Annotated in this window: 19 protein-coding genes; 9 read left to right on the forward strand and 10 right to left on the reverse strand. The window is 36.1% G+C overall.

The genetic code is table 11. From position 1 onward, the window contains the following. Both A9Q93_RS12880 and A9Q93_RS12885 read left to right on the forward strand, forming a co-directional pair. The coding region (locus tag A9Q93_RS12880) for an aminotransferase class I/II-fold pyridoxal phosphate-dependent enzyme (protein WP_303687809.1) at nucleotides 1-965 on the forward strand (965 nt) is incomplete at its 5' end. A 172-nt stretch (nucleotides 966-1,137) separates the two neighbouring features. Further along, nucleotides 1,138-1,689 (forward strand): hypothetical protein, encoded by a 552-nt coding sequence (locus tag A9Q93_RS12885; RefSeq protein ID WP_303687810.1) that lies wholly within the window; start codon nucleotides 1,138-1,140, stop codon nucleotides 1,687-1,689. Between the two features lie 53 nt (nucleotides 1,690-1,742). Here A9Q93_RS12885 and A9Q93_RS12890 read toward each other — a convergent pair whose 3' ends face one another. From A9Q93_RS12890 to A9Q93_RS12905, 4 genes are all read right to left on the reverse strand, one after another. Further along, nucleotides 1,743-2,483, reverse strand: coding sequence for a hypothetical protein (locus A9Q93_RS12890; protein WP_303687811.1), 741 nt, complete (start codon nucleotides 2,481-2,483; stop codon nucleotides 1,743-1,745). Between the two features lie 12 nt (nucleotides 2,484-2,495). After that, a complete protein-coding gene (locus A9Q93_RS12895; protein WP_303687812.1) occupies nucleotides 2,496-3,569 on the reverse strand; it encodes a CNNM domain-containing protein in 1,074 nt (357 codons plus the stop codon). Between the two features lie 101 nt (nucleotides 3,570-3,670). Further along, nucleotides 3,671-4,237, reverse strand: coding sequence for a GNAT family N-acetyltransferase (locus tag A9Q93_RS12900; protein WP_303687813.1), 567 nt, complete (start codon nucleotides 4,235-4,237; stop codon nucleotides 3,671-3,673). Nucleotides 4,238-4,264: 27 nt separating this feature from the next. Further along, nucleotides 4,265-5,212 carry an SPOR domain-containing protein gene (locus tag A9Q93_RS12905; RefSeq protein WP_303687814.1) on the reverse strand — a complete coding sequence of 316 codons (948 nt, stop codon included), beginning with the start codon at nucleotides 5,210-5,212 and terminating at the stop codon, nucleotides 4,265-4,267. A gap of 172 nt (nucleotides 5,213-5,384) precedes the next feature. Between A9Q93_RS12905 and A9Q93_RS12910 the strand changes: the two genes are divergently transcribed. The 5 genes from A9Q93_RS12910 (at nucleotide 5,385) to A9Q93_RS12930 (ending at nucleotide 8,907) form a co-directional block, all read left to right on the forward strand. After that, the gene (locus A9Q93_RS12910) at nucleotides 5,385-6,110 is read left to right on the forward strand and encodes a hypothetical protein (RefSeq protein ID WP_303687815.1); all 726 of its coding nucleotides are present in this window, start codon (nucleotides 5,385-5,387) and stop codon (nucleotides 6,108-6,110) included. A gap of 34 nt (nucleotides 6,111-6,144) precedes the next feature. Beyond that, the gene (gene pheS, locus A9Q93_RS12915; RefSeq protein ID WP_303687816.1) at nucleotides 6,145-7,164 is read left to right on the forward strand and encodes a phenylalanine--tRNA ligase subunit alpha; all 1,020 of its coding nucleotides are present in this window, start codon (nucleotides 6,145-6,147) and stop codon (nucleotides 7,162-7,164) included. 2 nt (nucleotides 7,165-7,166) lie between these two features. Continuing rightward, entirely contained in the window at nucleotides 7,167-7,595 is a 429-nt protein-coding gene (locus tag A9Q93_RS12920) for a GTPase (protein WP_303687817.1), read from the forward strand. 118 nt (nucleotides 7,596-7,713) lie between these two features. Then, complete coding sequence (locus A9Q93_RS12925) at nucleotides 7,714-8,112, forward strand: hypothetical protein (RefSeq protein WP_303687818.1); 399 nt, start codon at nucleotides 7,714-7,716, stop codon at nucleotides 8,110-8,112. Nucleotides 8,113-8,325: 213 nt separating this feature from the next. After that, nucleotides 8,326-8,907, forward strand: coding sequence for a fasciclin domain-containing protein (locus A9Q93_RS12930; RefSeq protein WP_303687819.1), 582 nt, complete (start codon nucleotides 8,326-8,328; stop codon nucleotides 8,905-8,907). Nucleotides 8,908-8,972: 65 nt separating this feature from the next. On the opposite strand, the gene A9Q93_RS12935 is transcribed toward A9Q93_RS12930, so the two are convergent. From A9Q93_RS12935 to hemA, 3 genes are all read right to left on the reverse strand, one after another. Further along, nucleotides 8,973-9,506: a 3-hydroxyanthranilate 3,4-dioxygenase gene (locus A9Q93_RS12935; RefSeq protein ID WP_303687820.1), complete on the reverse strand. Its 534-nt coding sequence runs from the start codon at nucleotides 9,504-9,506 to the stop codon at nucleotides 8,973-8,975. 89 nt (nucleotides 9,507-9,595) lie between these two features. Continuing rightward, complete coding sequence (hemC, locus tag A9Q93_RS12940) at nucleotides 9,596-10,549, reverse strand: hydroxymethylbilane synthase (RefSeq protein WP_303687821.1); 954 nt, start codon at nucleotides 10,547-10,549, stop codon at nucleotides 9,596-9,598. Nucleotides 10,550-10,604: 55 nt separating this feature from the next. Then, nucleotides 10,605-11,858, reverse strand: a complete 1,254-nt coding sequence (gene hemA / locus A9Q93_RS12945) for a glutamyl-tRNA reductase (RefSeq protein WP_303687822.1) — start codon at nucleotides 11,856-11,858, stop codon at nucleotides 10,605-10,607. Between the two features lie 191 nt (nucleotides 11,859-12,049). On the opposite strand from hemA, the gene A9Q93_RS12950 reads away from it, so the two are divergent. Beyond that, nucleotides 12,050-12,925 carry an AraC family transcriptional regulator gene (locus A9Q93_RS12950; RefSeq protein ID WP_303687823.1) on the forward strand — a complete coding sequence of 292 codons (876 nt, stop codon included), beginning with the start codon at nucleotides 12,050-12,052 and terminating at the stop codon, nucleotides 12,923-12,925. A gap of 2 nt (nucleotides 12,926-12,927) precedes the next feature. Here A9Q93_RS12950 and A9Q93_RS12955 read toward each other — a convergent pair whose 3' ends face one another. Next, nucleotides 12,928-15,384: a ligase-associated DNA damage response DEXH box helicase gene (locus tag A9Q93_RS12955; RefSeq protein WP_303687824.1), complete on the reverse strand. Its 2,457-nt coding sequence runs from the start codon at nucleotides 15,382-15,384 to the stop codon at nucleotides 12,928-12,930. Nucleotides 15,385-15,702: 318 nt separating this feature from the next. Between A9Q93_RS12955 and A9Q93_RS12960 the strand changes: the two genes are divergently transcribed. After that, nucleotides 15,703-16,008 carry a hypothetical protein gene (locus A9Q93_RS12960; protein WP_303687825.1) on the forward strand — a complete coding sequence of 102 codons (306 nt, stop codon included), beginning with the start codon at nucleotides 15,703-15,705 and terminating at the stop codon, nucleotides 16,006-16,008. A gap of 49 nt (nucleotides 16,009-16,057) precedes the next feature. Here the strand turns inward: A9Q93_RS12960 and A9Q93_RS12965 are convergent, their stop codons facing one another. Together A9Q93_RS12965 and A9Q93_RS12970 are read right to left on the reverse strand one after the other, a co-directional pair. Then, nucleotides 16,058-16,291 carry a hypothetical protein gene (locus tag A9Q93_RS12965; protein ID WP_303687826.1) on the reverse strand — a complete coding sequence of 78 codons (234 nt, stop codon included), beginning with the start codon at nucleotides 16,289-16,291 and terminating at the stop codon, nucleotides 16,058-16,060. Further along, nucleotides 16,279-16,465, reverse strand: a 187-nt coding sequence (locus tag A9Q93_RS12970; protein WP_303687827.1) for a hypothetical protein, incomplete at its 5' end; no start/stop codon positions are given. The genes A9Q93_RS12965 and A9Q93_RS12970, both read right to left, overlap by 13 nt.

Raw genomic sequence — 16,465 nt, forward strand, 5'->3', positions numbered from 1 at the left:
CTGTACTTCTTGAATTTTTAAAACCTGGAGACTTATTATTATTTAGTTCGCCTACTTACGGTGGGACTGACCATTTTATAAATCATTTTCTTCCTAAAATAGGAGTGCACACGCTAGGTTTTACATCTGAGATGAGTGAGGAAGAGTTGTATGAAACTATTCAGAATTCTGAACATGCTGGCAGACTTACACATGTACATCTAGAAACACCTGCAAACCCTACTAACGCACTTATCGATATAGAAATGGTACGTCGCGTGGTAGACCGTATTAAAACTGAAGAAAAAGTTACCATCGCTGTAGATAATACCTATATGGGACCTTTGTGGCAACATCCATTAAAGCACGGTGCAGATCTAGTAATGTACAGCGCTACAAAATATATAGGTGGTCATAGTGATTTGATCGCTGGAGCTGTTTTAGGAAATGCAGAATTAATGGTGCGTGTAAAAACACTACGTACTTTTCTAGGTAACATGGCTTCTCCACATACCGGATGGATGTTACTGCGCAGCCTCGAAACTTTAAAGATAAGAATGGAGGCGATGCAAGCCAATGCAATTCAAGTGGCTAACTTTTTAAAAGGCCATGAAAAGGTGGCCCAAATCAAATACTTAGGACTCATTGAAGAGGGAACTCGCAATTATGAGATTTATAAAAATCAATGTTCTGGTCCTGGTGCAATGGTAAGTTTTTGTATCAATGGAGGCGAGAAAGAAGCGTTTAAATTTCTTAATTCTTTAAAGCTCGTAAAACTAGCAGTAAGTTTAGGTGGAACAGAAAGTCTCGCAGAACATCCTAAAAGCATGACGCATGCCGGTGTTGACGACCATCATCTGGAACACATAGGCGTTACTGATGCGTTAGTGCGTCTTTCTATAGGCGTAGAGAATTACGAAGATTTGATATGGGACATTTCTCAAGCGCTGGATCAAGTAACTATTCCTTCTGGTGAGCTTGTTTGATAGCTATTAAAAATCGCTTGATGTTTTAGAAACGATTGTTTTGATCTCGCTTTCGCGAAAGCGGAACACCTACCATCATACGAGAATTTCAATAGATTGCTATAATTAATAGTTTTGGCATTTTCTTTGTCTACAATTATGCGAACTTTGCAAAAGCATCGTTATTTTAATTATGAAGACTAGATTACCTATTTTATTAGTTGCCTTTGTTATGGCTTTTTACAGTAATGCTCAAGAGCAGACAGCAAACGTAGAGTTGCCACTTACCGAGCAGTGTGAAAGCTTATTAAATAAAAAATTAGATTTTCTCATAGACGGAAGTTTTCAAGATGAAAAATCGCTTCAAAGAGAGATCGCTAGACTTAAAGAATGTGGTATCGATGATTATGATGTGAGCTTCTTTGGTCGTATGTCTTCTATGAGCGCCATGCTGCGCAAAATGACTAAAGAAAAGCAATTAGAACAACTTACGTTTCAAGATTTATTTGCCGAGATTGAAAAAATGAAAGCCACAGAAGCTTTTGAGCAAATGAAAAAAATCACCCAGTTATCAGAAACTCTTGCCACGCGAGTAGGAAATTTAAAAAACTGGAATGAAGATATCAAGATATTTCAAGAATTAGGAGCGTCCAAAAATGTAATTACTAAAGTTTTTGAATACTTAGAATCACATCCAGATAATACTAAGACGTATCAGGAGATTTTAGAGTCGTTTAAAAAGTAGTTCAAAATCTATGGTATAAGAATTATTATTTTCAATTAAATAAAAAGATAATTCTACTTGTATTCTAATTGTAGCGTATCACTGAGCTTTTTAACTTCCATAAAAGTATCGCGGTAAATTCTCTTATTAGGTTTACTCATGTAATTATGTTCAGAAAGTAGTTCACTTACTAGCTCTTTAGCATCGTCTACCTTTTCTCTTTCTAGCAAAAATTGTGCTAATACTAACCTTTCTGGATAATTAGAATATCTGATGTCTAAAGCTCTTAAATTTTTCTCGGCATTGTTGAATTTATTTAGTGCTTTATAAGATAAACCTAAGTAAAATAAAACCTTGAGCGCTCTGTTCTCTGAGTTTGCTTTTAGTGGTTTTGCCAGTTCAATTACCGATTCATAATTCTTTAAATGATAATTGGTAATGACGAGTTGCTCTTGTAAGTAGGTGTCGTTTTTATGAGCACCATCTAGCAAAACCTCGTAGTTTTCTAGTGCGTTTTCATACTCTTTCCTTTGTAAATAAGCATCGGCTAGAGCGAGTCGATTAGAAAATGTATCAGCAAACTCGACTTTTTCTTTTAAGTCTTTGATTTTTTTTCCAGGATTGATAGTAGACGATATTTCTTCACCTATAACAGTTGCATCGCTTTTATTCAATATTTTCATGAATACATATATCAAACAACCTATAACTGGTAAGAAAAAAATAATCGCATACCAGTACAGCTCGCCTCTATTTTGATAAGCATGGTAGAAGCAGTAAATCTGTAAGGCGATAGTTAGGTAATAGAAAAGCATGTAAGCTAGGTGCTATTTTTTAAAGTTGCTACTGCGCTTTTCCCAATTTCTACGAGCTAGCTGTTGCATGTCTTCAACATTATCACTTTCATCCATGATTTCTAGACCTAGCATGGTTTCAATAACATCTTCCATAGTAGCAACGCCTTGCGCACTACCATAATCATCTACCACAAGCGCCATGTGTTCTTTTGTAGCGATCATAGCTTCAAACAATTGTGGAATAGGTAGGTTTGTGGAAACAATGGTAAGTTCTCTTCTAAGATCTTCAAGAGTTTCGGCTGGCTTATCATGAATGATGTCGGCTAGAATATGATCTTTTAGAACGTAACCTTTAATATCATCTCTATTTTCTCCAAAGACTGGTATTCTAGAGAACCTTAGATCTTGATTTTGTTCAAAAAAGTCTTTTATTTTCATTTTTTGAGGTGCCATAACCATGACTGATCTAGGTGTCATAATATCTTTTACTTTGATATTATTGAAATTCATTAAGCTTTTAATGTATTGACCTTCGGTAGGTTCAAAAACTCCTTCCTGCTCGGCAGTTTCTGTAATCGCAACAAAGTCTTCTCTGGTCATCGTGTTCATGTGAGCACTTTTCCCTATGGCTTTAGTGGTAAGCTGCAAAATCCATAAAATACCAGTCCATTTTAAAGGAAAGATCATAACATTAAGTGCTGTAGTAGTAAAACCAGCGAGCCCTTGCCAGTATGTAGCACCTATAGTTTTAGGGATAATTTCTGACACTACTAGAATTAATACTGTCATTATTCCAGATACAATACCTACAAAAGGAATACCTAAATAACTGCTGTTATAACCGCTACCGCTTACCATATTTTCAGCTTGTACACCTACAAGAATTGCTCCTACAGTATGTGCAAGCGTGTTCAATGTAAGAATTGCTATAAGAGGTTTATCTACATCGTCTTTGAGTTCTTTTAATGAAGCAACATAAGACTTCCCTTCTTGTTCCTTCACTTTAATAAAAGTTCCAGTAATACTTAATAAAACCGCCTCAAGTATTGAACATAAAAAGGAAAAGAAAATAGAAACAACTGCATAAATAATAAGTAATCCCATGTATGATTGATTTTTACTGTAAAAATAACTAATTATACTTCTCTGGTTATTAATTTGTTGCTAATACCAGTAAAAGCTGTTTGAAATTAAGGTTAGAAATGCTATTGATTTTGAAGTGCCAGCCACTCATCTCTAGTGATGGAGTATACTAAAAATGGTTCCGGATTATTATCATCTTTGTAAATAGCCTCTAGTTTCATTCCGTTATGTAGAGCTACATTTATAGAACCTTGATTATCCTTATGTATAACTGAGACTAAACTGTTTCCAAAGTCTTTATCATAGCCTCTTTTAAAAGCAATATCTCTAAGTCTTACGGCAGCTTCTTTTGCATATCCTTTTTTCCAAAATTCTGGCAATATGGAATAGCCTACTTCAAGTCTTTTTAAACCATTAACCGTCTGAATTAACAATCCACACTGTCCTATAAATTGATCTGTTTCTTTATGAATCATTACGTTCATACCGCTACTTCCTTCTTTATATCTCCAGAAGGCTTTCTCAAACCATTTCTCGCACTTTTCAACAGGGTTTAAATCAGGTTGCATTCCTAGAAATTTACCAGTATGTTCTTCTTTAAAGATAGGCAGCCAAGTCTCAAAATCATTTTCATGAAGTAATCTAAATCTAGTACGCAACGTTTGCTCTCCTGTAAGTAGGTAGTTCATGAAATTAAAATAAAATGGAAAATCAATCTATTTAGGCAGCTTGCCAGTAAATAACCATGCTTGATCAAAACCTAATGCTCTCATTCTATTGAGGTCGTTAATAGCATCGTTGCGCTCTACAAAACTAGAAAAGGCAACATTGTGAAGACCATATTTATTGACTCCTATTCTTTTGGCGTCAAAACCTTTTCTTTTCAGCTGTGCCACTCGCTTATCTGCATTTGCAGGATCTCTAAAGGCTCCAGCAACTACATGATATTTTTTCTCTAATGGTGCAACAGCTAGTTCTATACTTGGTAATGGATCACTAATAAGAAAACTGGCGCTCTCTATCGTGTTAGTAACCGTTTCATTAGTCATTTGTTCTACAGCAATAGCATCTACACGGGCTTGTTCTTGATAACCTTTATAGCCTGCAAAACTTAATCCTATGAGGATTACTCCAGCCGCAGCATATCGTACCCAAGAACCAGAATTTGAACGACTAGTTTCTAGTGGGATTACTGGTGTGGTTTCTTGTTCTTTCTGTTCTTCAGAAGTTATGGCAACTGGTTTTTCAACACGATCTATTGCAAAAGTTTCATGAGAAGAAAGACCAAATGCTTCTGGTAAATAATTTACCAAGTACATAGGTGTAAACTGCAACGCATTTTCTTCGCTACGAGAAAAACGACCTACTTTATGAATGGTAACAGATCCATTATTATCTATTTCTTTATCTAACGAGCGTACATAATTACGTATTTCTTGAACCGCTTGCTCATAAGAACAATTTTGTACACTGGCTACATGGTTAGCTAGTAATCCATCGTTTTGTTTTATTTGAGCATTAAAACTCAATCCCTTTTTAGGCGGATAGATCGTATGGCTACTAGCAAAATGTTGAGCAGGAACACGACGTGAAATAAACGCACCAAAATCCGGTACAACCACGCATTCATGTCTATAAAGTAAATCTGATATGTAATGTGCCATTTGCATATCACAAACATAAAAATTTTTACAAAACGGTCAAACACTTCGCATAACTAGTTATTAAGAAAATGCAACAGCTGTTTCTAACGTGTTCATGGTTAAAGGTTCTGCTTTCGCGAAAGCGATAATTTTATAAATATTTTTTCAAAAAAGCTCTGTAAATACCTTTAAATTGCTCTTAGAAATTAAAGATTCAATGATCAACGACTTGCTGCAACATGTAAATGATAGCGGCCCGATTTACAAAGAGACTGTTATGGGGCGTTTCCCTGTAGAACCGTTTAATACGGCGAGCAATCTTATTTTTCTTGCCTGCATAATCTATTTCAGTATTTTGATCTATAAATCTGATTATAAACATTGGTTTTTAAGGTGTTGCATGCCGGTGTTTTTTATAGGATTTGTAGGTGGTACTATTTATCATGCCTCTCGCAGTAATGAGATCTGGTTGCTCATGGATTGGGTTCCTATAGTTGTGTTATGTCTTGCATGCTCATTCTACTTCATTTTTAGATTAACAGTCTCTATGGTGCAAAAAGGGGCACTTATTTTAATGATTTTAGGTTTGCATATCATACCACAGTTACTGCCTCTACCACAAGGTTATCGTACTTCTACAGGTTACTTAGGAACTGCCATAGGAGTCCTATTACCTGTTTTTATTTATGCTTATCGCCACCAGTGGAAGCACTTTAAAAATGTAGTTTTTTCCATACTAGCAGTAATAACGGCAATCAGTTTTAGAACGCTGGATAAAAAATATCCTATAGAATTCCTTGATATGGGAACACACTGGCTGTGGCATACATTCGGTGGGATAGCTGTGTTTTTTTTGATGCGTTATATTTATTTAGACGTCGAGAATTCTGAACGTTATAACACTAGAAAGCACTCATAAATTCATTAAATTTGCCAGTTCATAACGAGAGATCATGCTGGATAAAGTAAAAGAACACATTGAGAAAGTACAAGCCTTTAAAGCCGATTCTAAAGAGGCTGTAGAAGCTTTTAGAATAGAATACTTAGGCAAGAAAGGAAAGCTTAAAGACTTTTTTGACGCATTTAAAGAAGTGCCTAATGAGCAAAAGAAAGCTTTTGGTCAGGCAATCAATGAATTAAAGCAAAAAGCCAGCGATAAAGTAAATGCTTTAAAAGAGAACCTTGAATCTAAAGAAGAAGAGGCTGGTATTTATGGAGATCTAACACGTTCTGGCTTTCCACTAGAAATAGGAGCGAGACATCCTATCTCTATTGTAAAGAATCAAATTATTGATGTATTCTCTCGTATAGGATTTAATGTAAGTGAAGGTCCAGAAATAGAAGACGACTGGCACAATTTTACTGCGTTAAACTTACCTGCTCACCATCCAGCACGCGATATGCAGGATACTTTTTTTATACAGACTGATCCAGATGTGCTTCTAAGAACGCATACTTCTAGCGTACAAGTACGTTATATGGAAGATAACAAGCCGCCTATTAGAACGATTTCGCCTGGACGCGTTTTCCGTAATGAGGCGATAAGTGCTCGTGCCCATTGTATTTTTCATCAAGTAGAAGGATTGTATATTGATAAAGACGTGAGCTTTGCAGACATGAAGCAAACGCTATTGCACTTCACTCAAGAGATGTTCGGTAAATCACAAATACGTTTGCGACCATCTTATTTCCCGTTTACAGAACCTAGTGCAGAGATCGATATCTACTGGGGTCTGGAAACAGAAACCGATTATAGAATTACAAAAGGAACCGGCTGGTTAGAAATAGGTGGTTGTGGTATGGTAGATCCTGCGGTACTGACTAATTGTGGTATCGATCCTGAAGAATACAGTGGTTTTGCTTTCGGAATGGGCGTGGAGCGCATTGCGATGTTGCTGTATCAAATAGGCGATATACGCATGTTTTTTGAAAACGATGTTCGTTTCTTAAAGCAGTTTTCTAACGCTTTGTAAAAGTGATTTCAAAACTAATTTTTGTTTATAATGCAAACTCCGGAGCGCTCAATTCGCTTATGGATAGTGCCCATAAAATCATCAGTCCTAAAACCTACGATTGTAAATTGTGTGATCTTACTTATGATGTGTTTAAAGAAAATGAGTTGTGGTCTCGCTTTCGCGAAAGCGTAACACATAACTACCCTAATTTACAGTTAGAGTTTCTCCATAAAAATGAGTTTGAAAAGGTGTATTGGTCTAAATGGTTACCTAAATACAGCTATCCTATTATATTGAGTGTAAGTGATGAGGAGCAGGATTATAACGATGGTTTTGGTACTAATTCTGGGATGGATGTATTTTTAAGTACTGAAGAAATGAATGTTATAATGGAGTTGCCAGAGTTGATTAAAGCTATAGAAACTAGATTAAATCTAAGCTTTTCTTAAGGGCAGAATTAATTCTGCCCTTAACAAAAGAATATGAATGTGAAATATTGTATCATGAGAAATATTAAATCTTGGAAACAGACCAACTCATCAAGCAGATTAAAGATAAATTGAAAGCATGAAAAAAGATATTGTAATTCCAGTAGTGAAAGATGTTCACATCGCTATCATTAAGGAATGGAACGAAGATTTTACTTCTCAAGACTGGATGGTTTACTTGATCAACGATACAAGAGAACCGTTAGAATCAGTAATGATTATGAGTAGAGGAAAAAACCGTGATGGTCGCAAAACTTCTACTTTGAGACATGCTTTTAAATTAGTCGCGGCAAAAAGCGCCATGAAGGTAGAGCTGATTATGGAAGAGGTGTTTCCATTTTTAAACGAGTTTGTACTTACTTATTTTTCTGGACCTACTTTATATGATAAGACGTTCATGGCGGCACCTAATACGATAAGCGAGAAAAACTTCACAGCGTTACCTGTTCTTGATAAGGAAGGTTTTTTATTAAAGTAATTTCAACGCTTAGTTTAAAATACAAAGCGTTTAAATAAGTATCATAATATATTCTAGAAGTTTTCTTAGTTTGAGAAATAGAGATTTATCACAAACTCTCTTAAAAAATGTTGTTTTAGGTTAATACTGCGTTAAACCGCGTTAGTAAAAAAACCAAATGGGTACTTACGTAGTATATCAATTAAAGTAACATATTAACAAAATTAAAAAACTATGAAAAATTCAAAATTATTTAGCCTAGCGCTAGTAGCTGCATTTTTATTTATCGGTCAAACTGCTTTTGCTCAAAGTGGTATGATGAAGAAAGAAAAAACAGTAATGGTAGGTGGAGCAGAAATGTATCCTTCTAAAAACATTATAGAAAATGCGGTGAACTCTAAGGATCACACAACTTTAGTAGCAGCAGTAAAGGCTGGAGAATTAGTAGAAGTATTATCTGGTGAAGGACCATTTACAGTATTTGCTCCTACAAATGCAGCCTTTGACAAATTACCAGAAGGAACTGTGGCAAACTTGCTTAAACCAGAAAACAAAAAAACATTACAAACTGTTTTAACATACCACGTAATCGCTGGAAAATTTAATGCAAAAGATGTAATTGCTTTAATTAAGAAAAACGATGGTATTGCGGCTGTAAAAACAGTAGCAGGAACTGAAATAAGATTATCCCTTGAAAACGGTAAAGTAACTATTACTGATGCAAATGGAGGAACATCAACAGTAACTATTGCAGATGTGAATCAATCTAACGGAGTAATTCACGTTGTGGACTCTGTACTACTTCCTAAAATGTAAATCCCTAATTACATTTTAAGAAAGAAACCCCAAGCGCGAGCTTGGGGTTTTGTTTTTTAAGGCGATTATTCTGTAAATCGTTCATCAGTTTCCATGATGGTACCGCAGTTGTCGCAAGTTCTTAACTCCTCACTTGCATAAAATTCTTTAAAACGAGGTAAAAAGTCTTTCTCTATGTTATCTAATTTGAAATAAGTCTCGTGTAACTTGTTATTACAATTATCGCAAAACCATAAAAGTCCATCAACAGCATCTGCACTGTTGCGTTTGCGCTCTATAACAAGACCTATAGAATTTTCATGTCTTACCGGTGAATGAGGCACTTTTCCTGGATGTAAATACATATCTCCAGGTCCTAATTTCATCGTACGTTTTTTACCATCTTCCTGAATATGAACTTCAATATGACCTTCCAGCTGATAAAATAGCTCTTCAGTTTCATTATAGTGATAATCTTTACGAGCATTAGGTCCTGCCACAATCATAACAATGTAATCACCTGCATCTTTATACAAGTTTTTATTTCCTACTGGTGGTTTTAAAAGATCTCGATTCTCATCAATCCATTTATTAAGATTGAATGGTGCTTGAATAGGCATGGTAATATTTTTTATGATTTAAAGGTAAGGAATTCTATTACATACTAATTATTCTACAAAGGCAGAATCATTAATATTCATCTAAATTATTAAGCCAGCGATTCTTTAATCGCTGCCATCAATTCTTTTCCTCCTTGAGAAAGGACTTTTTGTGATTGCGCTTTCGCGAAAGCGAGACATTCTTCCATCTCTACGTTATCGTACCACGACATCGTATCAGTTACATCTATTCTTTGCTTGCCATCTAGGCTCATAAGTGTTCCTGTAAAATGAAGCTGGTCGATTTTTACCGTTGCGATAGCACCAATAGGAGCGGTACAGCCGCCTTCTAAGTCACGTAAAAAAGCTCTTTCTATATCTACACAAATGGCAGTTTGTTGATGATTTAACGCGGCTGCAGCTTTCAGAACTTCTGTATTAGCCTTCATGGCGGCAATCATCATGGCACCTTGTGCTGGAGCAGGAATAAAGCTGTCTAGATCTGTGTATTCAAAGCCATAGGTAGTTTTGAGTTGAGGCAGTAAACCTATGCGATCGAGTCCTGCTTTTGCAAAGATAGCTGCATTCCAGTCGGTGTTGGTTTTTAATTTTGATAACCTAGTATTCACGTTACCACGCAAGTCCACAACTTTATGATGACTGTACATGTTTAACCATTGAGATTTGCGTCTTAAACTACCAGTAGCTATAGTTGTTTCATCATCTGGATTAAAACTTTTCTTATAAACTAAAATGTCTTTACTTGACGCACGCTCCATCACTGCAGCCTGCACCATTCCTTTAGGTAATTGCGTAGGGACATCTTTAAGACTGTGCACAGCGATGTCAATTTCTCCTTTTACTAGAGCGACATCAAGAGTTTTGGTAAAAATACCAGTAATTCCCATCTCGTAAAGCGGTTCTGTAAGGTTAAGATCTCCTTGAGATTTTACAGGAAACAACTCTGTTTTGTGACCTAATGCTTCTAGTTGCGATTGCACTGTTTTTGCCTGCCACATAGCTAGCTCACTATCTCTGGTTCCTATTTTAATTACTTTGGACATACTACTAATTCTTAATATTTTGGTTGAGAGATGGAACTGGGAACAAAAAATGAAACTAAGAACTCAATTGCTCCAGCTTGAAAACCTTGTTTAAAAGTTCTATGGCTTCTTCTGTGTTTTCTTCTTCGTCCCTAAGGTGATTAGCAAAATGTCCCGCTATTTTCTGAATGATTTTATCAGCAATAAGATCAGCTTGTTCTTGATTGAAGTCGGTAATTTTTGTTCTATTTCCTTTGATTTCAGAATCCTTAAGAGCAGAAAGTTTTGTTTTTAAGGCATGCATGGTGGGAGCAAAACGACGTGATTCTTGCCATTGTTTAAACTCTGCATGAATATTATTAATAATCTCTTGAGCTTGTGGAATAAAATGTCCTCTATTTTCTATGGTGCGATTAGTAACTTGGGACAGTTCATCTAGATGTACTAAGGTCACGTTATCAAGTTCTGTGACATTTTCATTCACGTTTTTAGGAATGGAAAGGTCTAGGATCAATAACGGCTTATTGGTGTAAATAAGATCTTTAGAAACTGTAGGATTTTGAGCACCTGTGGCAACTATAAGAATATCGCTTTGTGCGATTTGTTCTTCTAGTTGAGCGTAGTCTTTAACAATCAGATCAAATTTTCCAGCAATACGTTCTGCCTTATCCTTTGTTCTATTTATTAAGGTTATCGCCTTATTTTGTGTGTGCTTAATAAGGTTTTCACAAGTATTACGGCCTATTTTTCCAGTACCGAACAAGGTGATGTTTTGACTAGAGTCTTTAGAAAAATTCTCAAGAATGTATTGAACGCTAGCAAAACTAACCGATGTAGCGCCGCTACTTAAATCTGTTTCTGTTTTAATGCGCTTGCTTGCTTGAATAACAGCATTGATCAATCGTTCCATATAAGGATTGATCAAGTTAAATTCTTTAGACTTCTTAAAGGCAAGTTTTAATTGTCCGATAATTTCAAAATCTCCTAGTATCTGACTGTCTAAACCAGTTCCTACATTAAAAAGGTGATCATTTGCCTTTTCATTTTTATGGACGTAGGCTATTTTCTCAAACTCTTCTACGGTTCCATGAGAATGCTCGCATAATAACTTGATAAGTTGAAAAGGATGTTGAGCAAATCCATACAACTCGGTACGGTTACAGGTAGAAATTACCGCTAGCGAAGGGATTCCTTCTTCCTTAGCTTGAGTCAAAACATTTTCAATAGCATCTGCACTTAAGGAAAATGCACCACGCATTTCGGCATCTGCCTTGCGGTAACTAATTCCTATTGCGTAAAATGTATGATGTTTTGCTGCTGCCGCGGCCATAAATTCTTTTCTGTAGTAGTCGACAAAATTAAACGAGCATTAGCTATAAAAATAACGCTACAGGTTCCTTTTTCGTCGCTATGAGTTATCTTTGTTTTATTGAATTGAATTATAGACTGTTGATAGTGGTTGTTTAGCTTTCGCGAAAGCGATATGACCACTATTTAGAGTCATTTTAAATAAGAGTAGTTATGGAAAACATCGCTAAAGGTGCTGCGGAAATTACCATCATAGAAGATGGGTTTCATGTGATAAGATTAAAAAATGATAGTGAAGATAAAGCCGTTTTTGAACATCATGTAGATAGTAACTTTTTACAATTTCATTATTGTCTCAAAGGAAACGTGCAACTCGCTTTTAATCAAGGTAGTTATAAACTTGATCTCAAAGAACAAAACTCCTATTTATTGTATAATCCATCTAGAGATTTACCAATGGATTTGAGTATTTCTCCTCAAACCTGGTTTGTATCGGTACTGATATCAATTAAGAAATTTCACTCGCTTTTTTCTCCTGATGCACAACACGTAAGTTTTTTAAGTCCAGAAAATAAAGACAAAAAATACTATGTAGACGGTAAGATATCACCTTCTATGGCTGTTGCCTTGCATCAATTAATGAATTACAATCTAAATGATACTATAAAACAACTGTATTTTAAAGGTAAATCTTATGAGTTGTTATCACTTTACTTCAATAGAGAAGAAGATGCAGATCTCGAGGCTTGCCCATTCCTAGCCGACGAGGAAAATATGCGTAAGATTAAACGTGCTAAAGAAATAGTGATCGAGCGCATGATCGATTTACCATCATTGCCAGATCTTGCGCTGGAAATAGGTCTATCTCTTAAAAAATTAAAAGAGGGTTTTAAAGAAGTTTATGGCGACACCGTTTATGGTTTTGCCCTAGATCACAAGATGGATTATGCGAGACAATTGTTAGATACCGGTCAGTATAATGTAAATGAAGTAGGCTTAAAAGTAGGTTACAGCACTGGAAGTCATTTTATCAGTGCTTTTAAAAAGAAATACGGTACTACTCCTAAAAAATACTTATCCGGCAATTAATGTTATTCCCATTTGACTTGCATGCGCTTAATGCGATCAGCAAGTTTTTCGCTACTTAACTTTTCGCGCAAGCGGTCTGTAATGATGGGAAAAGAGAAAGGAGTAGGCTTTTCACAAGCTTTCCAGACTATGGTTTGTTTTTCTATGCGTTCAAATGCTTCTCGCAAGCGGTATTCTTCTATTTCTTGCTCATAGGTTTCTGTATAAGCTTGTCTAAACAGTAAATTGTCTGGCTCGTTATCCCTAAAGACTTCAAATAACAACTGGCTGCTGCTTTGAAGGTGTTTTACCTTAATCGCTTTGTTAGGATAACCGGTGAAAACAAGACCAGCGATAACGGCAATGTCTCTAAATTTTCTTTTGGCGAGTTCTGTGGCATTGACACTTGCTTCTAGATCTTCTAAAATCATGTCTGATGTGATGAGGTTGTTGTCTAGCACATTTTGCATGTCAAACTCTTGGTCACTCAAAATCTCAAAACCATAGTCGTTATAGGCAAGCGAGAAACTTATAGGTTGCAATAAACTAATGCGGTAAGCGATCAATCCTGCCATCGCCATGTGAACTAATCTTCCCTCAAAAGGGTAAAATACCGAATGGTATCCTTCTCTAGTTTTAAATGTTTCTATTAAAAACTCATGGTTTTGCGGGATGACACTTTCTCGTTGTTGTCGTGTAATGATGTCTTTAAGAGCCTTTGCTTCGGGACTTCGCTTTTTGCTGCTTTGAAAATTTTGCATCTCTTCTCGAAGTAATTCTCCTAATTGCGAGGTGAGTGGCATACGGCTTCCCATCCAGTTAACGACCTTACCTTTTTTTCTTTTAGAATTGCGCACTTGTGCTACCATTCCTTTTAAGCGTACAAATTCAAGAGTTCTACCTGCAAAAACAAACACATCGCCACGAGATAGCTGGCTTATAAAATACTCTTCTATAGAACCTATGTAGCCACCAGTAACATATTTTACCGTGATATCAGTGCCAGTAACAATAGTCCCCATTTGTAAACGGTGACGCATGGCGATACCTCGATCATCAATAAAATAACGTCCATCTTCATCTATGGACACCTTTTTATATTCGTCATAAGAACCTAGGGAAGAACTTCCATAAACAATGAAATTAAGACACCATTGAAATTCTTCATAGGTAAGTTCTTGATAACAAAAAGTAGCTTTTACCTCTGGAAATATCTCCTGCGGATAAAAACCGCCAGAGATAGCAAGTGTACATAAATATTGAATGAGAACATCATAACAATTCAAATAAGGCAGTCGATCTTCTACCGCTTGAGTTTTTACGGCTTTTTGTAAAGCACTGGCCTCAATTAATTCTAATGCATGTGTTGGTAAAAAATAAATTACCGAAGTCTCACCAGGTCTATGGCCAGATCTTCCTGCACGCTGTAAAAATCGAGCAACACCTTTGGGTCCGCCTACTTGAATAATAGTTTCTACAGGAGCAAAATCTACTCCTAAATCTAGTGATGACGTACAAACACAGGCCTTAAGCGACTCATTTCTAATCGCATTTTCTACCCAGATACGTGTTTCTCTATTTATGGAACCATGATGCATCGCTACCTCGCCAGCAAATTCTGGATGCTGGTGCATAATCGCTTGAAACCACAACTCGCATTGCGCTCTTGTATTGGTAAATATTAATGTGGATTTACTGCTATTAATAATGTTTACCACGTCTTCTAAAAGATGCAAACCTAAATGACCGCGCCATGGAAATTTATCCATAGACGATGGAATTATCGATCGCACTTCTATATCTTTTTTCAGATTTGCTTTGATAAGTACGCTTTCGCGAAAGCGTGCCGAATCCACACCTAATAAAACCTGTCTAGCTTGCTCGAGATTACCTATGGTGGCGCTAATTCCCCAAACACGAAGACTTTTATTGATGCCTGCGAGTCGCGAAAGTCCTAATTCCATTTGAACGCCGCGTTTTGTGCCTAGCAGTTCGTGCCATTCGTCTATAATAATAGCATTACAATCTTTGAAGATTTTACTATGATCTTTAGTAGCAAGAAGTAGGTGCAAACTCTCTGGCGTAGTAATCAATAAATCGGGCATGGACTTCCTTTGAGCAGCTCGTTCTTTTGTGGTCGTGTCACCAGAGCGTATTCCTACCGTAAATGGCAATCCTATGCCATCAACAAATTTTTGGGAAGTCTGAGCAATTTCTTGAGAAAGCGATCGCAACGGTGTGATCCAGATGGCTTTGAGTCCTTTCTTGTTTTTAGTTTTATAATCAGGATTTGATTTGATGTAATTGAGGACAATCGCGACCCAAAGCGCATATGTTTTACCGCTTCCAGTAGGTGCATTGAGTAAGCCGTTTTTACCAGAGAGAAACGCTTCCCAAGTTTGTTTTTGGAAAGGGAAAGCTTTCCAGCCTTGTTGCTGGAAGTAATCTTCGGCGATATGAAATAACTCTTCTCTTGTCATGCACTAATTTCCGCGCAGGCGGAAATCTTTAGGTTAATATATGAGTCTCTTTTCTTTTTCAATAGTCTATTGAGTTCTCCTACACGCAGGCAGAAATCTTTAGATTAACATCTTGATTCTTTTTATTTCTTTGCTGCTAGTTAGGTTTGTGCTCCACTCCAGCGCCAGACTTTTAGTTTAATTCCTTATTTCTAGTTGTAACTTTTATTGGAATCTCGCTTTCGCGAAAGCGAAATAATCATCAACAAGTAAGATTACAACTTTAAATAGCAGACTTATGTTAGCAACCTATTAAATTTGGAATTTTAAAGTCTTATTATGTCAGAAAAGCTTGCAGTTTTAAAGGATAAATTAGAGGATAGACATCATGTTTTTATGGTTTATAAAAGCCAAGTAAATAAAGACCTAGAACGTTCTGGATTTAATGCTATTGAAATTAATGAACCACAAGTATTTCTGGACGAGCTAATTTCCCTCTTAAATGAAGCGATGGAGGATAGCGATCCTAAATTACAACAACTCTATTATCTGGCCGACGTACAAGAGAAAAATCTAGAACATGGTATTATTCTAGGTTTTCTAATGAGAGAATGGAGTAAGATTCAATTTAGGTTGAGGCAATAAAAAACCGTGCGCAAGCACGGTTTCTTGATATTGCTTTTTTCGAGTCTAATTATTTATCTAAATATTCTAAACCTTCATTTAAGCTTTCCATATAGTTTTCTAATAAATCTAAATTTTCTTCATCAAACTTTTTTCTAGCTTTTAAAAGCTCTTTGTTAAAATCATACATCGCTTCATCGATCTCTTCTAGGTTTTCTAAATGTTCTTCATTATCAATTGAAGGATCATTGATCTCGGTTTCATATTCTTTGATTTCTTTGCGGATGTCATCTAACGCATCCATACATCATCTATTTTCAAATAATTAGGCATAGTTGCTACCATTTCGTTGAAAGTAGTGCTTAACGATTGCTCCAATTTCATTTGGTTTTCAGCATCTGCTTGATTAAATGTATTATAATCATCTTGAAATTGACGGTAGTTGTCAAAATCTACAATTGTAATAACACCTACATCA

Origin of the sequence: Nonlabens dokdonensis, from assembly GCF_002162835.1 — a bacterium.
GTDB lineage: Bacteria > Bacteroidota > Bacteroidia > Flavobacteriales > Flavobacteriaceae > Nonlabens > Nonlabens dokdonensis_B.

Coding starts and splice junctions, on each gene's coding strand:
- A9Q93_RS12885 (WP_303687810.1), top strand. CDS start 1,138: ATGAAGACTAGATTACCTATTTTATTAGTTGCCTTTGTTATGGCTTTT.
- A9Q93_RS12890 (WP_303687811.1), bottom strand. CDS start 2,483: ATGCTTTTCTATTACCTAACTATCGCCTTACAGATTTACTGCTTCTAC.
- A9Q93_RS12895 (WP_303687812.1), bottom strand. CDS start 3,569: ATGGGATTACTTATTATTTATGCAGTTGTTTCTATTTTCTTTTCCTTT.
- A9Q93_RS12900 (WP_303687813.1), bottom strand. CDS start 4,237: ATGAACTACCTACTTACAGGAGAGCAAACGTTGCGTACTAGATTTAGA.
- A9Q93_RS12905 (WP_303687814.1), bottom strand. CDS start 5,212: ATGGCACATTACATATCAGATTTACTTTATAGACATGAATGCGTGGTT.
- pheS (WP_303687816.1), top strand. CDS start 6,145: ATGCTGGATAAAGTAAAAGAACACATTGAGAAAGTACAAGCCTTTAAA.
- A9Q93_RS12925 (WP_303687818.1), top strand. CDS start 7,714: ATGAAAAAAGATATTGTAATTCCAGTAGTGAAAGATGTTCACATCGCT.
- A9Q93_RS12930 (WP_303687819.1), top strand. CDS start 8,326: ATGAAAAATTCAAAATTATTTAGCCTAGCGCTAGTAGCTGCATTTTTA.
- A9Q93_RS12935 (WP_303687820.1), bottom strand. CDS start 9,506: ATGCCTATTCAAGCACCATTCAATCTTAATAAATGGATTGATGAGAAT.
- hemC (WP_303687821.1), bottom strand. CDS start 10,549: ATGTCCAAAGTAATTAAAATAGGAACCAGAGATAGTGAGCTAGCTATG.
- hemA (WP_303687822.1), bottom strand. CDS start 11,858: ATGGCCGCGGCAGCAGCAAAACATCATACATTTTACGCAATAGGAATT.
- A9Q93_RS12950 (WP_303687823.1), top strand. CDS start 12,050: ATGGAAAACATCGCTAAAGGTGCTGCGGAAATTACCATCATAGAAGAT.
- A9Q93_RS12955 (WP_303687824.1), bottom strand. CDS start 15,384: ATGACAAGAGAAGAGTTATTTCATATCGCCGAAGATTACTTCCAGCAA.
- A9Q93_RS12960 (WP_303687825.1), top strand. CDS start 15,703: ATGTCAGAAAAGCTTGCAGTTTTAAAGGATAAATTAGAGGATAGACAT.
- A9Q93_RS12965 (WP_303687826.1), bottom strand. CDS start 16,291: ATGGATGCGTTAGATGACATCCGCAAAGAAATCAAAGAATATGAAACC.